Source organism: Variovorax endophyticus, from assembly GCF_025376855.1.
In the GTDB taxonomy this organism is placed as follows: Bacteria; Pseudomonadota; Gammaproteobacteria; order Burkholderiales; family Burkholderiaceae_C; genus Variovorax.
Genome location: NZ_JAHUTH010000007.1, coordinates 172,071 through 195,186, shown reverse-complemented (window position 1 = coordinate 195,186; position 23,116 = coordinate 172,071). Strand labels below are relative to the sequence as shown.

Genomic DNA, 23,116 nt, shown 5'->3' with positions numbered 1-23,116 from the left:
GTGGTGCGCCCGGAAGGTCGTGGCTATTATGGACAAAGCCCCTCCGGGGCGCAGGAGACGCACGATGAACACCTCCACCGCCACTCCCTCCGCTGCGAGCGTCGATCCGCGCCAGTTCACGAGCTTCGCGGAGTTCTATCCCTTCTACCTGACCGAACACGCCAACCGCACCTGCCGGCGGCTGCATTTCGCGGGCTCCACGCTGTCGCTGGCCTGCCTCGCGATGCTGGTGCTGACGCTCAATCCGCTGTGGCTGCTGGCCGGGCTGCTGGTCGGCTACGGCTTCGCCTGGGTCGGGCATTTCGGCTTCGAGAAGAACAAGCCGGCCTCGTTCAGGCGGCCGCTCTACAGCTTCATGGGCGACTGGGCGATGTACCGCGACATCTGGCTGGGCCGCGTGAAGATCTGAGCCCGGCTGCTAGATCAACAGCACGTCGCCCAGCCGCAGCGAACGCAGCGGCCCCTTCTGCCACAGGTCCTCGAGCGGCTCGGCCTTGGGCATCAGGAGCGCCTCGAGCAGCGGCTCGATCGGCGTCGACGGGTCGGCCAGCAGCACGTAGCGCGGGTCGCCGCCATCGCCGTCCTCGGCCAGCGGCGCGATCCAGTCGAGCGCCACCAGGGTGTCGAGCACCGGCACCAGTTGCAGCGCGTCCACGCGCATCGAGGCCACCAGCCGCGCCGCGCCCGCGCCCTTGTCGGGCGTCGCGCGGGCCCGGGCGAGCTGCTGCAGCACCTCCATCGCCAGTTGCAGCGGCCAGCCGGCGCCGCCGCCGCGCCGGGCCACGCCGGTCAGGAGGCTCGGCAGGTAGGCCGCGATCACCGCGCCCAGCAGCACGATGACCCAGGCCACGTAGATCCACACCAGCAGGATCGGGAAGGTGGCGAAGGCGCCATAGAGCACCGAATAGGTCGGCACCAGGCTCAGGTAGTAGCCCAGCACGCGCTTGGCGATCTCGATCGCCGCCGCCACGAACACGCCGCCGGCCCAGGCATGCGACCAGCGCACGTTGGTGTTGGGCACGTAGTGGTAGAGCGAGGCCATGCCGGCGGCCAGCAGCACGAACTCGAAGGCGTCGAAGAACAGCTTGACCGCGCTCACGCCCACCACGTCGCGCGAGGCCGCGAACACATAGGAGGTGGTGGACAGGCTCACCGCCAGGATCAGCGGCCCGAGCGTGATCGTGGCCCAGTAGATCAGCACCCGCTGCGCGAACGGCCGCGGCGAGCGCACGCGCCAGATGTTGTTGAGCGTCTTGTCGATGGTGAGGATCAGCGCGATGGCGGTGATCAGCAGCACGATCAGGCCCGCGATCCCCAGGCCGCTGGCCTTGCTCGCGAACTGGTTGAGGTAGCCCAGCACCTGGCGCGCGATGTTCTCGGGGATCAGGCTCTCGATCAGCCAGCGCTGCAGGCGGCCCTGCATCTTGGCGAACATCGGGAACACGGTGAACAGCGCGAGCGCCACCGTGAAGAACGGCACCATCGCGATGGTGGTGGTGAAGGTCAGGCTGCTGGCCGTGAGGCCGAGGCGGTCCTCGCGAAAACGCTCCCCGAGCACCGCCGCGGTGTTTCGCCAGGGGAAACGGGAGAGATCCCTCCAGAGCTGACGACGATTCATGGCCGGTATCATGCCATCCGCCTTTCATGTTCCCGCAGCGAGGGCGCCCCCGGATCTCCCCCTTGCCCTCTTCACCTTCGCCGCCCGTGAGCCTCTCCCCGCCCCCGCCCTCCTCCGTCGCGACCACCCGCTGGCTCGCCGTCGGCAGCCTCGCCGGGCTGATCGTGCTGGGCCTGGCCTGGGAACTCTGGCTGGCGCCGCTGCGCCCCGGCGGCTCGCTGATGGCGCTCAAGGTGCTGCCGCTGGCGATCCCGCTCGCGGGCCTGCTGAAGAACCGCATGTACACCTACCGCTGGGTCAGCCTGATGGTCTGGCTCTATTTCACCGAGGGCGTGGTGCGCGCCTGGAGCGACACCAACGGCATCAGCCAGCTGCTCGCGCTGGCCGAGGTGCTGCTGTGCCTCGTGCTCTTCGTCGCCTGCGCCTGGCACGTCCGCCTGCGGCTGCGCCACGCCAAGGCCGCCGCCCGTCCCCTGGAGGCTTCCACCCCATGACCCCTTCCGCTTCTTCCGCCGCCCTGATCGAACGGCTGCGCGCCATCGTCGGCGCCAACCACCTGCTCAACGAGGGCGACCTCACGGCCTACGAACAGGACTGGCGCAAGCGCTCGCGCGGCAAGGCGCTGGCCGTCGTGCGCCCGGCCGACACGCAGCAGGTGGCCGAGGTGGTCAAGGCCTGCGCCGAGGCCGGCACCGCCGTGATCCCGCAGGGCGGCAACACCGGCCTGGCGGTCGGCTCCATTCCCGACGACAGCGGCACGCAGGTGGTGCTGAGCCTGCAGCGGCTCAACACCATCCGCGGCATCGACGCGGCCAACCTCACGATGACGGTGGAATCGGGCTGCATCCTGCAGACCCTGCAGGAGACCGCCGAGAAGGCCGGCTACCTGTTCCCGCTGAGCCTCGCGGCCGAGGGCAGCTGCACCATCGGCGGCAACCTCGCGACCAATGCCGGCGGCACGCAGGTCGTGCGCTACGGCAACACGCGCGAGCTCTGCCTGGGCCTGGAGGTCGTCACGCCGCAGGGCGAGATCTGGCACGGCACCAGCGGCCTGCGCAAGGACAACACCGGCTACGACCTGCGCGACCTGTTCGTCGGCAGCGAGGGCACGCTGGGCATCATCACGGCCGCCACGATGAAGCTCTATCCGCTGCCCGCCGCGCAGCTCACGGCCTGGGCCGCCGTGCCCTCGCTCGACCACGCGGTCACGCTGCTGGGCCTGGCCCACAAGCAGCTGGGCCCGGGCCTCACGGGCTTCGAGGTGATGGGCAAGTTCGCGCTGAGCCTGGTCGACAAGCACATGCCGCAGCTGCGCGTGCCCTTCATCGGCGACGAGAACGTGCCCTACTGCGTGCTGCTCGAGAACTCCGACAGCGAATCGGAAGACCATGCGCGCGCGCGCTTCGAGGCGCTGCTCGAGACCGCCTTCGAGGATGGCTGCGTGACCGACGCCGTGGTGGCCGAGAACCTCGCGCAGGCGCACCAGCTCTGGCACATCCGCGAGAGCATTCCGCTCGCGCAGGCCGAGGAAGGCCTCAACATCAAGCACGACATCTCGATCCCCGTCTCGCGCATCCCGGCTTTCGTGGCCGAGACCGACGCGCTGCTGGCGCGCGAGATCGCCGGGGTGCGGCTGGTGAACTTCGGCCACCTCGGCGACGGCAACCTGCACTACAACGTGCAGGCGCCCGAGAACGTCGATACCAAGGCCTTCCTGAAGAACGAGGAAGACCGCATCAACACGCTGGTCTACGAGGCGGTCGAGAAGTTCGGCGGCTCGTTCTCTGCCGAGCACGGCGTGGGTTCGCTCAAGGTCGAAACGCTCGAGAAGCACAAGTCGCCGGTGGCGCTCGAGATGATGCGCGCGATCAAGCGCGGGCTCGATCCGAAGAACATCCTGAATCCGGGGCGGGTGATCCGGGTCTGAGGCGGCGGCTCAGCGCCCGAAGTCGCCGGCCCGCAACTCGATCGGCTGCCCATGCGGCGTGCGGTCGGCCGCGTGGTCCCAGGCCTCGCGGTAGCGCGCCAGCTCATCGTGCGAACTCGCACCCTTGCGCGCCACCAGCGTCTCGAGCGCGGCGAGCCAGTGCCGGTAGTAGGTGTCGCCCGCATCGGGGTCGCCCGCGGCCTGCGCGGCCTGGATCTGCGCGGCCAGGGTCTCGGCCCATTCGCTCCAGCTGAACAGGCCCTTCTGGTGCAGCGCCAGCGTCATCGCGAAGGCCTGCGCCTGCCAGGGCGCGCCGAAGACCGGGCCGTCGGCGTCGCGCGGCATGCCGGGGGCCAGCATCCCGTCGGGGCACTGCGTCATTCGGCCGCCTCCAGGTAGCTTTCCCAGGCATCGACCGACACCGAGAGCTGCTGCGCCCGCGAGCCCCAGAGCTCGGCCTCCTCGAACACCACCGTGTAGAGCCACTGCGGCGCCTCGCCCGCGCCCTGCGCATTGCTGTCGGCGAACACATGCGCGCCATGCAGCCGCTCGACGATGCCGCGCCGCCCCTGCACATAGCCCGGCAACCGCGTGTGATGGTCGACGCGGCCCGCGCGCATGCGCACCGGCTGGCCGATCGCGAAGCGCGCCGGCGCCGCGGCCGGCCGCTCGGTGGGCGAGCCCCTGGCCAGCACCGCGCCCACGTCGGCCGCATGCAGCACGCGCTTCACGGGCACGGGCGCATGCAGCATGCGGCCCTGCGCGATCTCGTCCTCGAACAGCTGGCCGCGCTCGATCATCAGGCGCTCGAGCGCCGCGAGCCAGATCCGGTAGTAGCTCAGCTGCAGGTAGTGCGGCAAGGTCTCGCGCACGGCGCGGCTCGCATCGATGTTCCATGAACCGGTGGCACCCATCGCGAGCACCAGCGCCAGCGCGCGGGGCTCCCAGTCGGCATGGAACAGCTCGCCCTCGGGCTCGGGCAGCACCGCGCCGAAGCCGGTGCGGCCGCCGAGGTCGGCCTGGGTCTGGTAGTTCATGCCGGGCTCCCCGGCGCATCGGCGAGCCGGGTGCCGATCATCGAATCGCGCGACACCAGCGCCGCGAGTTCCTCTTCGCCCAGCTGCTCCGTGCCAGCGGGCCGCTGCGGGATCACGAGGTAGCGCACCTCGGCGGTCGAGTCCCAGATCCGGATGCGCGTGGTCTCGGGCAGCACGGTGCCGAAGTCCGCGAGCACGCCGCGCGGGTCGCGCACCGCGCGCGAGCGGTAGGGGGCGCTCTTGTACCAGGTGGGCGGCAGGCCCAGCACCGGCCACGGGTAGCAGCTGCACAGGGTGCAGACCACCATGTGGTGCTGATTGTCGCTGTTGGCCACCGCCACCATGTGCTCGCCCTGGCGGCCGGTATAGCCCAGCGAGGCGATGGCCGCGGTGGCGTCGGCCAGCAGCCAGTCGCGAAAGGCCGGGTCGACCCAGGCTTTGGCGACCACGCGCGCGCCGTTGCGCGGGCCGATGCGGGTCTGGTAGGTGTCGATCAGCGCGTCGAGCGCGGCCGGCTCGATGTAGCCCTTCTCGGTGAGCACGCTCTCGAGCGCGCGCACGCGCAGGTCCATCTCATCGAGCTCGCTGTGGTCATCGCCGTGGTCGTGGGTGTGTTCGCTCATGCCCCTCATGCTAAGCGCTGCGACCTACCAGCGGTAGGTCGCGGACGCCACCGCCTTGCGCCGCTCGCCGTAGAAGCAGCCGTAGGTGCACGAGGCGATGTAGGCCTTGTCGGCCAGGTTCGTGAGGTTGAACGCGTAGCGCCAGTGGCCCGTGTCGTACGACACCATCGCGTCGAACACGGTGTACGAGGGCACGATGCCGTTCACGTAGAGCCCGGTGGAGGCGCCCACGTAGCGCACGCCCAGCCCCGCGCGCAGGCCCGGCGCGCCGGCCGCGCCGAAGTCGTACTCGCCCCAGGCCGAGAAGGTGTTGTAGGGCACGTTGCCGCGCCGCTTGCCGACGTTGGCGGCGGTGGTGTCGGCGGTGACGCGCGCGTCGGTGTAGGCATAGGCGGCGATCAGGCTGGCGGAGCGGCCGATGCGCGTGCGCAACTCGATCTCCAGCCCGCGCGAGCGCACCTCGCCGGTCTGCACCGAGAAGCCGGTGTCGACGGGGTCGGTGGACAGCACGTTCTGCTGCCTGAGCTGGTAGACGGCCGCGCTCAGCAGGGTGTCGCTGCCCGGCGGCTGGTAGCGCAGGCCGAGCTCGTACTGCTCGCCGCGCGTGGGCTCGAAGCGCGCGCCCATGCGGTCGACGCCGCTCTGCGGCTGGAACGACTGGCTGAAGCTCGCGAACGGCGCGAGCCCGTTGTCGGCCAGGTAGACCAGGCCGGCGCGGCCGGTGGTGGCCGAGGTCTTCTCCTTCGAGTTCGCGGTCTCGCCGTCGACCGGCACCTGGCGGTCGGTCGCCCGGTCGTGCCGCGCGCCGAGCACCACCACCCAGCGCCCGGCGATCTTCATCTGGTCCTGCAGGTACAGCCCGGTGGCGTTGCCGGCCATGTCGGGGAAGTAGGTGTTCGGTACCGGCGCACCCGCGACGTAGACGTAGTTCGGCGCGTAGTAGTTGAACTGGGTCGCGATCTCGCGCGACGCGCGCCGCGTGGTGTAGGACTGGTAGGTGGTGTCCACGCCGGCCAGCAGCGTGTGCGCGACGGGGCCGGTGTCGACGCGGTACTCGAGCGAGGTGTCGGTGGTGCGCGCGCGCGAGCGGTCGCGGCGGTCGTAGGACTCATGGAAGGTGGAGCTGGCGCCGTCGGGGCTTACGCCGGCAGCGGCGGTGCTCGGGAAATCGACCTCCGAACGGAAGGCATGCGCGCTGTGGCGCAGCTTCAGGCGATCGCTGAAGGCATGCTCGAAGCGGTAGCCGACGGCGGTGTTGGTGCCGGCGTAGCGGTCGCGCCCCGGCGTGCCGGTGTAGCGGTTGCTCGGCACCGGGCCGTGGATGTTGGGCAGGATCGTGACGCCGCCGGCCAGCCCGTACACGTAGTCGGTGCGGTTGCGCAGGTACTCGGCCTGCAGCGTGAGCGAGGTCGCCGCGCTCGGCTGCCAGCGGATCGCGCCCGACAGGAAGCGCCGGTCGTCGGGCACGTGGTCGATGAAGGTGTTGCTGTCGCGCACGAGGCCCGTGAGCCGGTAGGTCAGCGTGCCCTGCTCGTCGAGCTTGCCGCCGAAATCGCCCTTGATCTGGCGGCGATCGCGGTTGCCGAGCTCCACGCCCAGCTCGCGCAGCGGCTCGGCCGTGGGCTGCTTGGTCACGGTGTTGACCACGCCGCCGGGCGCGGCCGTGCCGTAGAGCAGCGAGGCCGCGCCCTTGAGCACCTCGGCGCGCTCGAGCCCGTAGAGCTCCTGCTGGCCGTCGTAGGCGTTGACCATGAACTTCGAGCCGTCGCGGTAGAGGCTGCCCGTGCCGGCACCGGCCTGGAAGCCGCGGATCACGAACGAGTCGGTGGTGCGGTCGGCGCCTTCCGAGCGCCTCACGCCGGCCGTGTAGTTGAAGGCGTCGACCAGGCTGGTGGGCTGCTGGGCCTCGATCTGCTCGGCCGTGACCACCGAGATCGACTGCGGCGTCTCGAGGATCGGCGTGTCGGTCTTGGTGCCGGCCGTGCTGCGGCGCGCGATGTAGCCGTCGGCCGGCCCGCCGTCGGCGCTGCGCTCGGCATTCACGCGCACTTCGGCCAGCATGGCCGACGGCGCGGGCGCCACCACCTGCGGCGCGGTGGAGGCGGCCGGCGCGCCCGCGCGCACGGTGTAGCCGCCCGCGTCGGTCGGCAGCAGCTCGAGGCCGCTGTCGGCGAGCGCGCGACGCAGCGCCTGCGGTGCGTCGTAGCGGCCGCGCACCGGCGCCGAGGCGCGCTGGCCGACCAGCGCGGCATCGACCGTCAGCGCCAGCCCGGCCTCGCGCGCGATGCGGTTGAGCGTGGCGCCGAGCGGGCCGGACGGCAGGTCGTAGTCGCGCAGCACGGGGGCGGCCTGCGCCTGCGCGCGTGCTGCCGTCGGCAGCAGGGCCGTCACGGCGGTGGCGAAGAGCAGCGCGGCGACGAGCGGGGTCGGACGGAACGGGAAGGACGAGGACAAGGCGGGACTCCAGGCAGGGGAAGGACGAGGGTTCTCTTCCTGCTTGCCGGACGAGGTTCGAAAAGTGAGAGGGGGCGGCCGAAAAAAAATCCGGTACCGCCCCCGATCCAGGCTTCAGCGCGGCGCCTGCCTCGGTTCGATGCGCAGCCACCAGCGCGTGCCGCCCACGAGTTCGACCGGCACCGCGGCGGTGAGCGCCAGCAGCGCCCTGTCGGTGTCGTCCAGCGGCAGCGTGCCGGTCACGCGCAGGCCGGCCACGCGCGGGTCGACCGCGAGGTGGCCGGGCCGGTAGCGCGCGAGTTCGGCCACCACCTCGGACAGCGGCTGGTCGTCGACCACCAGCATGCCGTCCTTCCAGGCATCGGTGTCGGGGCGCGCGGGGCCGGGGGTGCCGGCGCCGTCGGCGCGCAGTTCCAGGCTCTGGCCCTGCTGCACGATGCGTTCGCCCTCGCAGGCCTGCGCCGGATCGGCCGCGCAGCCGGCCGGCCGTGCCGCCACCGCGGACTGCGTGACCGTGAGCCGGGTGCCGGCGCCGTCGCCGAGCCGGCGCACCACGAAGCGCGTGCCCAGCGCGCGCAGGCTGCCCTCGGGCGTGAGCACGACGAAGGGGCGCTGCTCGGCCGCGTCGCCATGGGCGGTCTCGATGGCGATCTCCCCCGCGCGCAGCACGATCGCGCGCCGGCTGCCATCGAAGGTCAGGTCGACTGCGCTGCGGGTGTCGAGGTGCAGCACGCTGCGGTCGGGCAGCACCACGGTGAGCCGCTCGCCGGTGCCGGTTCGGTAGTCCGCGCTCAGGGTGGCCAGCGGCTCGAAGCGGTCGACGGCACCGAGCCCCAGCAGCAGCGCGGCCAGCAGCCCCAGCACGCCCGCCGACTGCTTCCAGCGCCGCGCGGCGCCGCCGCGCACCAGCGCCGAACGCACGGCCTCGCTGCGCGCGGGCGCCAGCTGCGCATCGAGCTCGCCGAGCTGGGCCCAGGCACGCCGGTGGTCGGCGTGGGCGTCGAGCCAGCGGCGCAGGCCTTCGGCATCGCGCGCGTCGGCCTCGCCCGAGCCCAGGCGCAACTGCCAGCCGATCGCCGCGTCGAGCACGGCCGCGGACACCGGCAGCGAGGCCGAGGCCTGCGCGCTCATGCCGACGCTGCCGGCAGCGCGACGCCGAAACGCAGTTCGTAGCCGCGGCGCGCGGCCGTCGCCAGGTACTGCCGCACCCGCGGCACCGAAACGCCGAGCTGCCGCGCGATCTCGGCATGGGTCATGCCGTCGAGCCGGCTGTGCAGCCAGGCGGCGCGGGTCTTGGGCGTGAGGCTCGCGAGCAGCGCATCGAGCGCGCGCAGCGCCTGCACCGCCTGCAGCTGCTCCTCGGGCGAGGGATAGAGCGCCGGCGGCAGCGCCGCGAGGTCGGCGAGGTAGGCGCGCTCGAGGTCGGCGCGGCGGAAGCGGTCGATCAGCAGGCCGCGCGCCACCGTCGTCAGGTAGGCCCTCGGCTCCTTCATCTCGACCGGCGCCGCCTGCGGCGGCCGCGCGGCCAGCAGTCGCACGAAGGCATCGTGCGCGAGGTCGGCCGCGTCCTCGGCGCAACCCAGCCGGCGGCGCAGCCAGGCCTGCAGCCAGCCGTGATGGCTGCGGTAGAGCACCTGGAGACTGTCGTCGATGGCGGGGGCGGACACGGGATGGCTGCGGCGGAATGTTGAGAATAGTTCTCATCTTAAGGGCTCGCCCGGGGTCCGGACGGGCCGGTCCGCGTCCGAATAAGATTCGGGGCCATGCCCCGCCGTCCGGGGCGCGCCGTTTTCACCGCCATGACCCAACGCCCCATCCGCTCCCAGTACGAAGACTTCATGCGCCACGTCGACACCCACGGCGTGTACAAGAGCGACCGCACCGGCACCGGCACCAGGAGCGTGTTCGGCCACCAGATGCGCTTCGACCTCAACGAGGGCTTCCCGCTGGTCACCACGAAGAAGGTGCACGTGAAGTCCATCATCCAGGAGCTGCTGTGGTTCCTGACCGGCTCGAGCAACAACAACTGGCTCAAGGAACGCGGCGTCACCATCTGGGACGAGTGGGCGCGCGAGGACGGCGACCTGGGCCCGGTGTACGGCGTGCAGTGGCGCAGCTGGCCCACGCCCGACGGCGGCCACATCGACCAGATCGCCGAGGTCGTGAAGACGCTCAAGTCCAACCCCGATTCGCGCCGCATCATCGTGAGCGCCTGGAACGTGGCCGAGCTCTCGAAGATGGCGCTGATGCCCTGCCACGCCTTCTTCCAGTTCTACGTGGCGCCGCCGCAGAACGACGGCGAGCGCGGCCGCCTCAGCTGCCAGCTCTACCAGCGCAGCGCCGACATCTTCCTCGGCGTGCCCTTCAACATCGCGAGCTACGCACTGCTCACGCACATGATGGCGCAGCAGTGCGACCTCGACGTCGGCGACTTCATCTGGACCGGCGGCGACTGCCACATCTACAGCAACCACGCCGAGCAGGTCGCGCTGCAACTGAGCCGCGAGCCCTACCCGTATCCCACGCTGCGCATCAAGCGCCGGCCCGACTCGATCTTCGACTACCGGTACGAGGATTTCGAGTTCGAGGACTACCGGCACCACGACCCGATCAAGGCGCCGGTGGCCGTCTGATCGTCCGCGGGGGCCAAGGGGTGCGGATGCGGTCAAAATCGGGCCGCTTCGAACCCGCCTTCCCCTCGCCATGAACCTCAACCTCATCTTCGCGCGCGCCGCCAACGGCGTCATCGGCGCCGCCAACACCATCCCCTGGCACCTGCCCGAGGACATGGCGCACTTCAAGGCGCGCACGCTGGGCGCGCCGGTCATCATGGGCCGCAAGACCTGGGACTCGCTGCCGCCGCGCTTCCGGCCGCTGCCGGGGCGCCGCAACATCGTGGTCACGCGCCAGGCCGGCTGGCAGGCCGAGGGCGCGCAGCGCGTGGGCAGCCTGCGCGAGGCGCTCGAGGCCTGCGAGCGGCTCGAGGCACCCGATGTCTGGGTGATCGGCGGCGCGCAGATCTATGCCGAGGCCGAGCCCTTCGCGCGCCGCGCGCTGGTCACCGAGATCGCGCGCGACTACAAGGGCGACGCCTTCGCGCCGGTGCTCGACGCCAGCGCCTGGCGCGAGACGCAGCGCGAATCGCACGTGTCGGCCAAGGACGGCCTGGCCTTCAGCTTCGTGACGTACGAGCGCGTCACGGCCGGCGCATGACACTGGCGCTGCGCCGGCGCACGCTGCTGGCCGGCGCGGCGCTGGCGGCCGGCGGCATCGCGCCCGCGCTGGCGGCCGAGCCGATGGAGCCCGACGAGGAGGCGCTGTTCATGAACGGCACCGCGCGGCCCACCGACGATGGCCGGCTCGAGGTCGACATCCATGCCTGGGTCTACGAGCGCGAGCGCCGCTGGGGCCTCAACGCCGCCTTCGCGCGCTACCTCGGTCTCAACCTCAAGAAGCTCTCGCCGGCCGCGCAGCTGCGCTTCAACCAGCGCACCGCGCTGTTCCATGCCGAGTCGGAGGACGGCAAGGTGTTCGACGTGGAATTCGACGGCAGCCCCGGGCGCAAGACCATGCCGCCCTCGGGCGCCGACGGCCGGGTGAACGTGCGGCAGGTGATCGAGGTGCCGCGGCTGTCGCCCGCGCAGCAGTGGCTCGAGTTCCACGCGGTCACCGGCCCCGGTGAACTGCTGCACCGTTTCCGCGGCCGCGCGCTGATCGTGCCGGCACAGGGCCTGTCGGTGATCTCGGACATCGACGACACCATCAAGCGCACCCAGGTGCGCGAGCGGCGCGAGATGCTGCTCAACACCTTCGCGCGCCGCTTCGAGCCCGCGCCCCACATGGCCGGCTGGTACCGCGCGCTCGCGAGTGCGCCCGACACGCGCTTCCACTACCTGTCGGCCAGCCCGATCCAGCTCTATCCGCCGCTCGCGGAATTCGTGCGCGAAGCGGGCTTTCCGCCGGGCAGCATGCACCTGCGCGAGAGCACGACCTGGCGCACGCTGATCCCGGGCGACGAGGATTCGCGCGCCCACAAGCTCGGCGTGATCGCGCGCCTGCTGGCCGACTTCCCGCAGCGCCGCTTCGTCCTGGTCGGAGATTCGGGCGAGGCCGATCCCGAGATCTACGCCAGGGTGTTCCGCGACAACCCCGGGCGCATCGACGGCATCGTGATCCGCGACGTGACCGGCGAAGGGCGGCTGTCGCAGCGCTACCGCCCCACCTTCGAGGGCATCGACCCGGTGATGTGGCACCTCGTCGCGCCAGACACCACGGCCTGGCCGATGCCCACGCCCTGACGTGCCGCGCGCACGCTGCGGCGCAACAGAAAAGCCCTCCCGCGACACCGCTGGAAACGAAGCGCCGCGCCACGCGCGACGCTTTACGAAAAAGAGTGCTTCCGTACTGCCGGACTACCACCTGACATAGGCACGAGCGGCGCAGGGTTTAGGCTGCCCTAAGAGTTTCTGCGCACAATGTCACGAACCCATTGCCATCAACGTTCAAGGAGACGGCATATGCCCATGGAGTTTCTTCGGACCATCGCCGAGCAGAAATTGCCATACGTCGTGCACACGCCCGCCGAGATCGACAAGCTGCGCGTGCTGCGCGCGGCGGACCTCGTGACGGCCTTCATTCCCCCTTCGGAGCGCAACCCGCAAGGCCGCGCGATCCGCCAGCTGGCCCAGGTCGAGAGCATCACGGCCAAGGGCATGCTCGCGCTGAACAAGGCGACCTCGGCGTTCATCGAGCTGTAGCGCGCCAGGCCTCGGGAGAACAACCGAACTGGGTGCCGAACCACCGAGTGAAGGCACTGTGCGTGCTGTAGCCCAGCATCGCCGCCACCTCGCCCAGGCTGTGGCGGCCATTGGCCACGTAGCGCCGCGCGAGTTCCTGGCGCACGTCGTTGACCAGTTGCTTGAAGGTCAGCTCGCGCGCATCGAGCTGGCGCTGCAGGGTGCGCATGCTGAGCCCCAGGCCCTGCGCCACCGACTTGCAGGTGGCACGCCCCGCCGGCAGCATCAGGTAGATGGCCTTGCGCACCTCCTGGTCGATCGAGCGCTCGCGCTCGCCGGGCACGGCATCGATCAGCTTGCGCGCATAGGCGGCGAGCACGGCATCGGCCCCGGGATTGGCCACGTCCAGATCCGCCGCGCGGCAGACCAGCCCGTTGAAACTGCCGTCGAACTCGACCGGGCATTGGAAGAAGCGGCGGTGAAAGGCCGCGTCGGCGGGCGGCCCGTGGGTGAAGCTCACGCTGGCGGGCCGCCACCGGTCGCCCAGCAGCGCCGCGCACATCCGGTAGAGCACGCCGATCGCCAGCTCGATCGACTGCCGGGCCGGCATGGACATGACCAGTTCCTCGCGCAGCAGCACCAGCTTGCCGACATCCTCCACCTGGATCGCCAGCCTTTCGTTGAGCAGGTGCAGGTGCTCGATCAGCGTGAGCAGCACCTGCCGCAGCGTCGGCTGGTGCATCAGCAGCAGGCTGACCACCCCGAAGTTCGATAGCTGGCGCCGCGCGGCAATGCGCAGGCCGAAGGACTCGCAGGCCGTGTCGCGCGCCGCGTCCTCGAGCAGGCGGGCCACGCGATCGGCCTCGATCAACTGGTCCGGCTCGCGGACCATCCGTGCGCGCAGTCCCGCCCTGCGCAGCGCCGCGCCGGGGTCGTGACCGAGTTCCTGCGCAACCTCCGAGAAGTTCGTCAGCGCCGCCGCGCGAATCAGTGCCGTCATGCCGGGCCTTTCCAGGGTGGCGGAAATTCTGGCACCAAATGCACAGCGAATGGCACGGAATGCAAAGCGGCGCCGCCCCCTCGCTCCTACAGTCGCCCCCATGCCCGCACCCCGGAGGCCGGGGCGGAAAGACCCAAGAAAAAGCACGGAGACAAGACATGCGGATCGAAGCGTTGACCTGCGCCATCGGCGCGCGGCTCGATGGCATCAGCCTGGCCGATGCGGCCCGGGACGACGGCCTGTTCGAGGAAATCCGGACGCTGCTGCTGCGGCACAAGGTGCTGTTCCTGCGCGACCAGAAGATCAGCCGGGCCGAGCACGTGGCCTTCGCGCGGCGCTTCGGCGAACTGGAGGACCACCCGGTCGCCGGCAGCGATCCGGAGCACCCGGGGCTGGTGCGCATCTACAAGACGCCGGACGCGCCCAACGACCGCTACGAGAACAGCTGGCACACCGACGCCAGCTGGCGCGAGACGCCGCCGATGGGCTGCGTGCTGCGCTGCGTCGAGTGCCCGCCCGTGGGCGGCGACACGATGTGGGCCAACATGGCGCTGGCCTACGAGCGCCTGCCCGAGCACGTGAAGGCACTGATCGCGCCGCTGCGCGCCCGCCACAGCATCGAATGCACCTTCGGCGCGGCAATGCCGATCGCGCAGCGCCTCGCGCTCAAGGCCCGCTACCCCGATGCGGAGCATCCCGTGGTGCGCGTCCATCCCGAGACGGGCGAGCGGGTGCTGTACGTCAACGGCTTCACGACGCACTTCACCAACTTCCACACGCCCGCCAACGTGCGCTACGGCCAGGATTTCACGCAGGGCGCGTCGGCGCTGCTGCAGTACCTCGTCAACCAGGCCGCCATCCCCGAATACCAGGTGCGCTGGCGCTGGCAGCCCGACAGCGTGGCGATCTGGGACAACCGCGCCACGCAGCACTACGCGGTGATGGACTACCCGCCCTGCCACCGCAAGATGGAACGCGCCGGCATCGTCGGCACGCCGACCGCCTGACCCGCCTGACCCGCCTTTCCCCTTCGCACCACCCGCATCCCCGGAGCCCTCGATGAATTTCCTAGACGGTCACCTGTTCCCCGAAAACCAGCAGCCGCTGATCATCACCGCCGCCCCCTACGCGCCGTCCTGGCTGCCCTCGGACTTCCCCGGCGAGATCGCCGTGACGATGGAGGAGCAGGTGCAGAAGGCGGTGGACTGCTACGAAGCCGGCGCCACCGTGCTGCACCTGCACGTGCGCGAACTCGACGGCAAGGGTTCCAAGCGCCTGTCGAAGTTCAACGAGCTGATCGCCGGCGTGCGGGCCCGCGTGCCCGAGATGATCATCCAGGTCGGCGGCTCGATCTCGTTCGCGCCCGAAAGCGAGGGCGCGGCCGCCAAGTGGCTGTCGGACGACACGCGCCACATGCTGGCCGAGCTCGACCCCAAGCCGGACCAGGTCACGGTGACGGTCAACACCTCGCAGATGAACATCCTCGAGCAGTTCGACCTGCGCGACATCCGCGGCACCTCGATGGAGGACCCGGTCGTCTTCAACGCCTACAAGGAGATGACGGTGCCGGCGCAACCGGGCTGGGCCGAGGAGCACATCCGCCGCCTCAGCGCCGCGGGCATCCAGAGCGCCTTCCAGTGCTACAACATCAACAGCTTCGAGTCGGTCGAGCGGCTGATGCGCCGCGGCATCTACAAGGGCCCGCTGGTGCTCAACTGGGTCGCGATCGGCGGCGGCATGGACGCGCCGAACATCTACAACCTCGCCAACTTCGTGCGCGCGGTGCCCGACGGCGCGGTGCTCACGGTGGAGAGTTCGGTGCTCAACGTGCTGCCGGTCAACATGATGGGCATCGCCATGGGCCTGCACGTGCGCTGCGGCACCGAGGACAACCTCTGGAACCAGTCGCGCACCGCCAAGATCGGCACCGCCGCGCAGGTCGAGCAGCTGGTGCGCATCGCGCGCGAATTCGGCCGCCCGATCGCCACCGCGCAACAGGCGCGCGAGATCTCGCGGATCGGCGTGTTCCACGACACGGTGGAAGAGACGCTGCGGGCCAACGGCTTCGCGCCCAACCGCAACGGCGGCCAGCAGGGCTTCCTGCGCAAGGCCGCCTGAACCTCCACGCACCGGAGCAGCCATGCCGCGCCTCTCGCACCTTGCCGCCCTGCTCGTCGCCGCCGCGTCGGCGCTGGGCTCGCCCTGGACCCATGCCTACACCGACAAGCCGGTCAAGATGATCGTCCCCGCGCCGCCGGGCGGCACCATCGACGTGCTCGCGCGCATCGTGGGCGACCAGCTCTCGCGCGACATCGGCCAGCCGGTGGTGGTCGAGAACAGGCCGGGCGCCGGCGGGGCGATCGCCGTCAAGTACCTGTTGTCCCAGCCGGCCGACGGCCAGACGCTGATGATGACCGCCAGCAACGTGCTCACCGAGGTGCCGCACGTGCTCAAGGGCGGCTTCGATCCGCTCAAGGACGTGCAGCCGGTCGCGCTGATGGCGCGCTCCTCGCTGCTGCTGATCGCCTCGCCGCAGTTCCCGGCCAGGGATGCGAAGGAGGCGATCGCCTATGTGAAGGCCCATCCGGGCCAGGTCTCCTACGCCTCCTACAGCGCGGGCACGGCCTCGCAGTACGCGGGCGCCATCCTCAACCAGGCGGCCGGGCTCGACATGCAGCACGTGCCCTACCCCGGTTCCGCGCCCGCGCTGGCGCAGGTCATGGGCGGCCAGGTGCCGCTGATGTTCGACGGCTCGGTCACGGCCCGGCCGCTGATCGCCGCCAACAGGGTGCGGCTGCTGGCGGTCGCGACCCAGGCCCGGCTGCCCGAATTTCCCGCCGTGCCCACCTTCGCCGAGCTGGGCTACCCGGCGCTCGACTTCGCCAACTGGACCGGCGTGATCGCGTCCTCGCAGATGCCGGCGCCGCTGGTCGAGAAGATCCACGCGGTGCTGCGCAAGGTCGCGGCCAACCCGGCGGTGCGCGCGAGCGTGGCCAACGCCGGCTTCGAGCCGATGGCGGACCGCACGCCCGCGCAGGCGCAGGAGGCACTGCGCGAGGAGTTCACCCGCAACGCCGGCATCGTCAAGCGCTACGACATCCGCCTGAACTGAAGACCATCCAGAACAACGAGGAGACATCGCCATGCCCCAAGCCATCCGCTTCCACGAGACCGGCGGTCCCGAGGTCCTGCGGCTCGAGAACGTCGAGGTCGCGGACCCCGGTCCCGGCCAGGCGCGCGTGCGCCACAGCTTCATCGCGGTCAACTTCATCGACATCTACTTCCGCACCGGCCGCTATCCGCTGGCGCTGCCCGACGGGCTGGGCTCGGACGCGGTCGGCGTGGTGGAGGCCGTCGGCCCCGGCGTGACGGAGGTCAAGGCCGGGGACCGCGTGGGCTATCTCACGGGTCCGCAGGGCGCCTACTCGCAGGTCCGCGTGATGCCCGCCGCGGTGCTGATCCCGCTGCCCGAGGGCCTCCCCGACCGCACCGCCGCCACGCTGATGATGAAGGGCATGACGGCGCAGTACCTGTTCCGCCAGGTCCGTCCGCTGCAGGCCGGCGAGACCATCCTCTACCACGCGGCCGCCGGCGGCGTCGGCCTGATCGCCTGCCAGTGGGCGCGCGCCCTGGGCGTCACGATGATCGGCACCGTCGGCACCGACGAGAAGGCGGCGCTCGCCCGGGCCGCCGGCTGCGCCCACGTCATCGTGACCGCGCGCGAGAACACCGTCGAGCGCGTGCGCGAGATCACCGGCGGCCGCGGCGTGCCGGTGGTCTACGACTCGGTGGGCAAGGACACGTTGATGGATTCGCTGGACTGCCTGCAGCCGCGCGGCACGCTGGTCAGCAACGGCACCTCCTCGGGCTCGGTGGTGATCGACTCGCAGCTGCTCGCGGCCAAGGGCTCGCTGTGGATGACGCGGCCGGCGATGGCGCACTACATCCAGCCGCGCGCCCACATGCTCGAGATGGCGCGCGAGCTGTTCGACCACGTGCTGGCCGGGCGCATCGTCAGCGAGCCGCAACGCAGCTTCGCGCTCGCCGATGCGGCGCAGGCCCATCGCGCGCTCGAGTCGCGCCAGACGGCCGGATCGACCGTGCTGGTCCCCTGAGGAAGCCCGCCATGAAGACCACCACGCTGGCCCTGTCGCTGCTGGCCGCGACGGGCGGTGCCGCCGCGCAATCCTCCCTCACCGTGTTCGGCGTCGTCGACGCCGGCATCAGCCACTACAGCACCCGCAGCCGGTCCTGGGGCCTCGCGGCGCCGCGCCAGGTCACGCAGAGCCAGACCGCGCTCTCGCCCTCGGGCTACGCGTCCAGCCGGCTGGGCTTTCGCGGCACCGAGGACCTGGGCGGCGGCCTCGCGGCCGGCTTCTGGCTCGAGGCGCCGCTGGCCAACGACAACGGCGGCGGCATCGGCAACTTCGGCCGCCGTTCCACCCTGAGCCTCTCGGGACCGTTCGGCGAGCTGCGCCTGGGCCGCGACTACACCGCCTCGTTCTGGAACGACGGCGTCTTCGATCCCTTCGGCGTCAACGGCGTCGGCACCAACCTGATCGCCGTGGTCAACAGCAACCTCGCCGCCTCGCGGGCGCTCGCCACCGGCGGCCTGCTCAACGGAGCGCTCTCCGCCGGCACCGACAGCTACCTGCGCACCAGCAACGCCCTCAGCTACTTCCTGCCGCCGGGGCTCGGCGGCTTCTACGGCCAGGTGCAGTACGCCTTCCACGAGAACGTGAAGGCGAGCGACGCGAGCGACAGCCCGTCCGGGCGCGGCCGCTATGCCGGCGCGCGCGTGGGATGGACCGACGGTCCGGCCGACGTGGCGCTGGGCTACGGCGAGAGCACGCTCGTGAGCGCCACGCCCCGCGGCGAGAAGATCAGGAGCCTGAACCTCGGCGGCTCCTACGACTTCGGCGCGGTGAAGCTGTTCGGCGAATGGTCGCGCGTGCGGAATGCGCGCGACGACGCCGGCCTGTTCGGCAGCCGGGCCACCGACCGCTACGACGGCTTCGTCGCCGGCCTGAACATGCCGGTGGGGCCGGGCATCGTGCGCGCCTCGTTCGCGCGCGTGAATTTCGGCAACGGCAACGGCGTGCCCGGCGGCAACGCCTCGGTCGACAAGCTGGCGCTGGGCTACGTGCACAACCTGTCCAGGCGCACCGCGCTCTATGCGACGGTGGCGCGCATCGCCATCCGCGACGGCCACAACAACCCGGGCGTGATGGGTGTCACCCCGCTGGTGCTAAGCCTGCCGGCGATCTTTCCGCAGGCGGCCTACGTCACCCAGGGTGGCATGGAACCGCGCGGCGCGACCGGCTACGACGTCGGCATCCGGCACGCCTTCTGATCGCGCGGGACCCGCGCGTCAACGCCCCCGGCCACCAGCCTTCTTCGCGTCGAAGCCGAGCATCTTCATCGCCGCATTCGGACTGCGCGCCGCCTTCGCATAGCCTTCCCACGGCGCATTGCCGCGATCGAGCCGCGTGTGGATGTCGCGCAAGGTCCAGTGGTCGCCGCCGCGCAGGTCGAGCACCTCGTCCCACGCCACCGGCACCGACACGCCCATGCCCGGCCGCGCGCGCAGCGACCAGGCGCTGACCGTGGTGGCGCCGAAGCCGTTGCGCAGGTAGTCGATGAAGATGCGGCCCACGCGGTTCGAGGGTCCGCTCTTCGCCACGAAGAGTTGCGGCAAGGTGCGCGCCATGTGGCGCACGATGGCCTGCGAGAAATCCTTCACCACGTCCCAGCCATGCACGCGGCGCAGCGGCACCACCACGTGCAGGCCCTTGCCGCCACTGGTCTTGCAGAAGGGCACGAGCCCGAGCTCGACCAGGATCACGCGCATCAGCTCCACGGCCTGCAACATCGCGGGCCAGTCGACGCCTTCGCCGGGGTCGAGGTCGAAGGTCATGCGGTCGGGCTTGTCGATCGCGGACTTGACGGCGTTCCAGGTGTGCAGCTCGATCACGTTCATCTGCGCCGCGCCCGGCAGGCCGAGCGCGGCCGCCACCTCGATCAGCGCGGGATGCGCGGGCCACAGCGCGGCATCGAGCTGGCGGATGCCCTCGATGCTGCCATCCTCGAGGTGCTTCTGGAAGAACAGCTGCCCGCCGATGCCGCGCGGCGCGCGCACCAGCGACACCGGCCGGCCGCGCAGGTGCTCCATCATCAGCGGCGCGACCAGGCCGTAGAAGCGCACCACCTCGACCTTGGTGATGCCGCTCGACGCATCGACCACGCGCTCGGCATGCGAGACCTTGAAGTTCGCGGGCAAGGTGGCGGCCGGGCCTTTCGTCTGGGTCTTCGCCTGCTCCCGGTCCGCCGCGCGCGCGGGCACCGGCGCCTCGCGCACGATCTGCTTCGCGGGCTTGTCGCTGCGCAACGCATGGAACACCGGGTGGCGCACATGGCCGTCCTGCGTCCACTCGGAGAACGTGACCTCGGCCACCAGCACCGGCTTCACCCAGTGCGCGCGGCGCTCGTTCTCGATGCGCCGCTTGAACGGACGTTGGTCGATGGCCAGGGGCTTCAGCCGCGCGAAGATCTCGGCCAGCGAACGCTCGTTGAAGCCCGTGCCCACGCCGCCCGCGAACACCAGCTCGCCGTGTTCGTCATGCACGCCGAGCAGCAGCGAGCCGAAGCCCGTGCGCGAGCCCTGCGGGTCGGTGTAGCCGGCGATCACGAACTCCTGCCTGCGCGCGCACTTGAGCTTGATCCAGTCGGGCGACCGGCGCGAGCGGTAGGCGCTGTCGCGCCGCTTGCCGATCACGCCCTCGAGCCCGATGCGGCAGGCCGAGGCCACGATGTCCTGGGGCGGTGCGTCGAAGACCGCGCTGAAGCGGATCTCGGGCGGCGGATCGGCGAGCAGCCGCTCGAGCAGCGCGCGCCGCTCGACCAGCGGCACGGCCCGCAGGTCGTGGCCGTCGTAGTACGGCAGGTCGAACAGGAAATAGACGATGTCCTGGGTGCGCGTGCTGTCGAAGGCGCTCTGCAGCGCCTGGAAGTCGGTGCGGCCGGCCTCGTCGAGCACCACGATCTCGCCGTCGAGCCAACCCGGCTTCAGCTTCATGCGGTGGATCGCGCGCACCAGGTGCGGCATGCGCTCGCTCCAGTCATGACCGTTGCGCGTGAACAGCCGCACCGTCTTGCCCTCGATGCGCGCGAGCAGCCGGTAGCCGTCGAACTTGATCTCGTAGACCCAGTCGCCGGGATCGGGCGGCGGCCCGTCGACCAGCGTGGCGAGCACCGGCGCGAGCTTGGGCGGAGGCTCGGCCTCGACGGCACCGTCGGGCCACTCGGCGCGCTTTCGCGCCGACTTCTTCGCGGCGGGCTTCGACACTGAGCTCGCCCGCGGCATCGCGAGCGCGGCCACGCTGTCGGGGAACTGGTCGACCACGCTGAATTCCGCGGCCTCGCGCGCGAACTCGTCGCGCTCCTTGATCAGCAGCCACGGATCGCCGCTGCCCTCCTTGCGCGCCTTCATGCGCACCAGTGCCCAGCGGCCGCGCAGCTTGTGACCATGCAGCTCGAACTTGATGTGACCCGCGCGGTAGTCCTTGCGCACATTGCCCAGCGGCACCCAGAAGCCCTTGTCCCAGACGATCACCTTGCCCGCGCCGTACTGCTTCGCGGGAATCTCGCCCTCGAAGGCGTTGTACGACACCGGGTGGTCTTCCACATGCATCGCCATGCGCTTGTCGTGCGGGTCGTAGCTCGGTCCCTTGGGCACGGCCCAGCTCTTCATGGTGCCGTCGATCTCGATGCGGAAGTCGTAGTGGAGGCTGCGCGCCCAGTGCTTCTGCACCACGAACTGCAATGCGCCGGGCAGCGACTCGCCGCCCCCGGCGGGCTCGGGCGTGATGTCGAAATTGCGCTTGGCCTGGTAGCGCTTCAGTGCGGCGGTGCGCGCCATGCGGGAGCGGGTGTCACTGCGATGCCGGCGCCTGCCGCCGGTTGCCCGCCATCGTCTTGGCGGCGTTCAGGTGCTCCTTGAGTGCCGGCAGCGTCTTCTCGGCGAAGGCGCGCAGGTCGGCATCGTTGGCGTCGCGCGCCATGTTCTCGAACAGGCGGATGTCGGCCTCGTGGTCCTGGATGCCCACGCGGTCCACATAGGCCCGGTCGAAACCCTCGCCCGACAGCCCCTGCAGCGCCTCGATGCGAGCCTTCTTGTCGGCCGGGATCTCGGCCACCAGCGGCACCGACTTGCGCGCGGCCAGCCGGCGCAGTGCCTCGTTCGATTCGCCGTGATGCTTCGCGAGCATCAGCGCGTAGTCCTTCACCTCCGCGCTCACGGCCTTCGAGGCGGCGAGCTTCGAGACCTCGACCTCGTAGAGCCCGGCGCCGGCGGCCAGGTTCATCAGGCTGCGGTCGGGTGCGCTGAGCGCGCCGGCCTGGGCGACCTGCACGGCAGGTTCGGCCGCGAAGGCCGTGGGCGTGGATGCCACGCCGCCGAGCACGATGGCGCACGCGATCGCGCGGGCCCGTCCCCGGGACGAATGGCGGAGCGTCGAAATGGAATGCATGCCGGACCTCGCGATCTGCAATGGGAGGACAAGGCCATCGGAAGGCTCGCCACGGGCCGGCGATGACCACCTGGAACCACGCTGCGCCCGCCATGCGGCTGCGGACGTAGGAAGCCGCCCCTTGCGCGCACAAGCCGAGGCGCACACCGCCGCGTTCAACCCGCCTCGGCCGCGGCCGGATGGCTCGACGCATGGCGCTCGAGCAGCAGGTACATCAGCACCCCGCCGCCCAGCGGCAGCAGGTAGTAGAGCGCGCGGTAGGCCAGCACCGCGCCCATCAGCGTGCCCTGCCGCACGCTGCCCGACAGCAGTGCGAGGTACACCGCCTCGAGCACGCCGAGCCCGGCGGGAATGGGCGTGAACACGCCCACGATCGAGGCCGCCATCAACACCGACAGCGTGGTCGCGTACGGCACCTTCTGTCCCAGCAGCAGGTACATCGCCGCGCCCATCAGCGCCCAGTTGCAGGCCGACAGCGAGATCTGCAGCAGCGCGAGCCGCGCCGAGGGCAATTGCACGTTGCGCCCGCGCAGGGTCCAGCGCTTGCCGCGCGCGACGCCGCAGGCGATCACGTAGCCGATGGCCAGCGCGATCATCAGCACGCCGAGCGCACGGAACGCGATCACGCCCAGGTGCGCCTCGCGCGGCGGATCGATCGCGCCGGCGGCGAACAGGCCGCCTGCCAGCAGGCCGTAGCCCAGCCAGTTGGTGGCGAGGCTCACGCCCACGATCTGCGCCACCGTGGCCTCGTCGAGGCCCGCGCGCGCATAGAGCCGCGCGCGCATCGCCACGCCGCCCACCAGCGAGCCCAGGTTCAGGTTGAAGGCATAGCTCGTGACCGCGATGGCCCAGGTGCGCAGCGCGCCGAGCTTGTGACGCGTGTGCAGCCGGCCGAGCAGGTCGAAGCAGCCGTAGAGCGCATGGCTGGCGGTCGAGAGCGCGAGCACGCCGAGCAGCAGCCCGAGCGGATAGCGCTGCAGCGCATGCCAGGCGCCGGCCCAATCGACCTTGTGCGCATGCGAGAGCAGGAGGCCCAGCACCACGATGCCGAGCGCGGGCAACGCCCAACGCTTGCAGCGGCGCCAGAGGCCTTGGGGAACGGAGGCGGCGTCGGTGCGGTCCGCCTCGCGAGAGAGTGTGGCTGTGGCGGCGGTCTGTGGCATCGTGAGCCGATCTTCGGGATCGGTCCGGCT

Annotated in this window: 23 protein-coding genes; 12 read left to right on the top strand and 11 right to left on the bottom strand. The window is 70.8% G+C overall.

The window, feature by feature from the left end; genetic code table 11:
* The first annotated feature begins 64 nt into the window (after positions 1 to 64).
* Positions 65 to 409, top strand: a complete 345-nt coding sequence (locus KV106_RS11605) for an Mpo1-like protein (RefSeq protein WP_057592409.1) — start codon at positions 65 to 67, stop codon at positions 407 to 409.
* A gap of 9 nt (positions 410 to 418) precedes the next feature.
* On the opposite strand, the gene KV106_RS11600 is transcribed toward KV106_RS11605, so the two are convergent.
* A complete protein-coding gene (locus KV106_RS11600; RefSeq protein ID WP_261210433.1) occupies positions 419 to 1,630 on the bottom strand; it encodes a YihY family inner membrane protein in 1,212 nt (403 codons plus the stop codon).
* A 14-nt stretch (positions 1,631 to 1,644) separates the two neighbouring features.
* On the opposite strand from KV106_RS11600, the gene KV106_RS11595 reads away from it, so the two are divergent.
* Positions 1,645 to 2,112: a DUF2069 domain-containing protein gene (locus KV106_RS11595; protein ID WP_409976509.1), complete on the top strand. Its 468-nt coding sequence runs from the start codon at positions 1,645 to 1,647 to the stop codon at positions 2,110 to 2,112.
* A complete protein-coding gene (locus KV106_RS11590; protein WP_261210429.1) occupies positions 2,109 to 3,545 on the top strand; it encodes an FAD-binding oxidoreductase in 1,437 nt (478 codons plus the stop codon). Before KV106_RS11595 ends, KV106_RS11590 begins: the two co-directional genes overlap by 4 nt.
* A gap of 9 nt (positions 3,546 to 3,554) precedes the next feature.
* Here KV106_RS11590 and KV106_RS11585 read toward each other — a convergent pair whose 3' ends face one another.
* The 6 genes from KV106_RS11585 to KV106_RS11560 form a co-directional block, all read right to left on the bottom strand.
* Positions 3,555 to 3,926, bottom strand: coding sequence for a nitrile hydratase accessory protein (locus tag KV106_RS11585; RefSeq protein ID WP_261210427.1), 372 nt, complete (start codon positions 3,924 to 3,926; stop codon positions 3,555 to 3,557).
* Entirely contained in the window at positions 3,923 to 4,582 is a 660-nt protein-coding gene (gene nthB / locus KV106_RS11580; RefSeq protein WP_261210425.1) for a nitrile hydratase subunit beta, read from the bottom strand. The genes KV106_RS11585 and nthB overlap by 4 nt, the downstream gene beginning before the upstream one ends.
* On the bottom strand, positions 4,579 to 5,205 hold the full coding sequence (nthA, locus tag KV106_RS11575; RefSeq protein WP_261210423.1) for a nitrile hydratase subunit alpha: 627 nt from the start codon (positions 5,203 to 5,205) through the stop codon (positions 4,579 to 4,581). Before nthA ends, nthB begins: the two co-directional genes overlap by 4 nt.
* A gap of 24 nt (positions 5,206 to 5,229) precedes the next feature.
* Complete coding sequence (locus tag KV106_RS11570) at positions 5,230 to 7,659, bottom strand: TonB-dependent siderophore receptor (RefSeq protein ID WP_261210421.1); 2,430 nt, start codon at positions 7,657 to 7,659, stop codon at positions 5,230 to 5,232.
* A gap of 114 nt (positions 7,660 to 7,773) precedes the next feature.
* Entirely contained in the window at positions 7,774 to 8,790 is a 1,017-nt protein-coding gene (locus KV106_RS11565) for a FecR domain-containing protein (protein ID WP_261210419.1), read from the bottom strand.
* On the bottom strand, positions 8,787 to 9,326 hold the full coding sequence (locus KV106_RS11560) for a sigma-70 family RNA polymerase sigma factor (RefSeq protein ID WP_261210417.1): 540 nt from the start codon (positions 9,324 to 9,326) through the stop codon (positions 8,787 to 8,789). The genes KV106_RS11565 and KV106_RS11560 overlap by 4 nt, the downstream gene beginning before the upstream one ends.
* A 132-nt stretch (positions 9,327 to 9,458) precedes the next feature.
* On the opposite strand from KV106_RS11560, the gene KV106_RS11555 reads away from it, so the two are divergent.
* From KV106_RS11555 to KV106_RS11540, 4 genes are all read left to right on the top strand, one after another.
* Positions 9,459 to 10,292, top strand: coding sequence for a thymidylate synthase (locus tag KV106_RS11555; RefSeq protein ID WP_261210415.1), 834 nt, complete (start codon positions 9,459 to 9,461; stop codon positions 10,290 to 10,292).
* A 70-nt stretch (positions 10,293 to 10,362) separates the two neighbouring features.
* Positions 10,363 to 10,872, top strand: coding sequence for a dihydrofolate reductase (locus KV106_RS11550; RefSeq protein ID WP_261210413.1), 510 nt, complete (start codon positions 10,363 to 10,365; stop codon positions 10,870 to 10,872).
* Complete coding sequence (locus KV106_RS11545) at positions 10,869 to 11,957, top strand: phosphatidate phosphatase App1 family protein (RefSeq protein ID WP_261210411.1); 1,089 nt, start codon at positions 10,869 to 10,871, stop codon at positions 11,955 to 11,957. The genes KV106_RS11550 and KV106_RS11545 overlap by 4 nt, the downstream gene beginning before the upstream one ends.
* A 225-nt stretch (positions 11,958 to 12,182) precedes the next feature.
* Positions 12,183 to 12,416: a hypothetical protein gene (locus KV106_RS11540; RefSeq protein WP_261210409.1), complete on the top strand. Its 234-nt coding sequence runs from the start codon at positions 12,183 to 12,185 to the stop codon at positions 12,414 to 12,416.
* Here KV106_RS11540 and KV106_RS11535 read toward each other — a convergent pair.
* Entirely contained in the window at positions 12,403 to 13,395 is a 993-nt protein-coding gene (locus tag KV106_RS11535; RefSeq protein ID WP_261210407.1) for an AraC family transcriptional regulator, read from the bottom strand. The two genes, KV106_RS11540 and KV106_RS11535, sit on opposite strands and share 14 nt — an antisense overlap.
* Before the next feature lie 158 nt (positions 13,396 to 13,553).
* Between KV106_RS11535 and KV106_RS11530 the strand changes: the two genes are divergently transcribed.
* From KV106_RS11530 to KV106_RS11510, 5 genes are read left to right on the top strand one after another with little or no spacing between them, the layout of a single operon-like run.
* Positions 13,554 to 14,402 carry a TauD/TfdA dioxygenase family protein gene (locus KV106_RS11530; protein WP_261210405.1) on the top strand — a complete coding sequence of 283 codons (849 nt, stop codon included), beginning with the start codon at positions 13,554 to 13,556 and terminating at the stop codon, positions 14,400 to 14,402.
* 52 nt (positions 14,403 to 14,454) lie between these two features.
* Positions 14,455 to 15,513, top strand: coding sequence for a beta-keto acid cleavage family enzyme (locus KV106_RS11525; protein WP_261210404.1), 1,059 nt, complete (start codon positions 14,455 to 14,457; stop codon positions 15,511 to 15,513).
* A 22-nt stretch (positions 15,514 to 15,535) separates the two neighbouring features.
* The gene (locus KV106_RS11520; RefSeq protein ID WP_057589679.1) at positions 15,536 to 16,507 is read left to right on the top strand and encodes a Bug family tripartite tricarboxylate transporter substrate binding protein; all 972 of its coding nucleotides are present in this window, start codon (positions 15,536 to 15,538) and stop codon (positions 16,505 to 16,507) included.
* Between the two features lie 31 nt (positions 16,508 to 16,538).
* Complete coding sequence (locus tag KV106_RS11515) at positions 16,539 to 17,510, top strand: quinone oxidoreductase family protein (protein WP_261210401.1); 972 nt, start codon at positions 16,539 to 16,541, stop codon at positions 17,508 to 17,510.
* Positions 17,511 to 17,521: 11 nt separating this feature from the next.
* Complete coding sequence (locus KV106_RS11510) at positions 17,522 to 18,748, top strand: porin (RefSeq protein WP_261210399.1); 1,227 nt, start codon at positions 17,522 to 17,524, stop codon at positions 18,746 to 18,748.
* Between the two features lie 18 nt (positions 18,749 to 18,766).
* On the opposite strand, the gene ligD is transcribed toward KV106_RS11510, so the two are convergent.
* The 3 genes from ligD to KV106_RS11495 form a co-directional block, all read right to left on the bottom strand.
* Complete coding sequence (gene ligD, locus KV106_RS11505; protein WP_261210397.1) at positions 18,767 to 21,313, bottom strand: DNA ligase D; 2,547 nt, start codon at positions 21,311 to 21,313, stop codon at positions 18,767 to 18,769.
* A gap of 13 nt (positions 21,314 to 21,326) precedes the next feature.
* Positions 21,327 to 21,923, bottom strand: coding sequence for a DUF4142 domain-containing protein (locus tag KV106_RS11500; protein ID WP_261210395.1), 597 nt, complete (start codon positions 21,921 to 21,923; stop codon positions 21,327 to 21,329).
* 155 nt (positions 21,924 to 22,078) lie between these two features.
* Complete coding sequence (locus tag KV106_RS11495) at positions 22,079 to 23,086, bottom strand: lysylphosphatidylglycerol synthase domain-containing protein (protein ID WP_261210393.1); 1,008 nt, start codon at positions 23,084 to 23,086, stop codon at positions 22,079 to 22,081.
* Positions 23,087 to 23,116 lie beyond the last annotated feature (30 nt).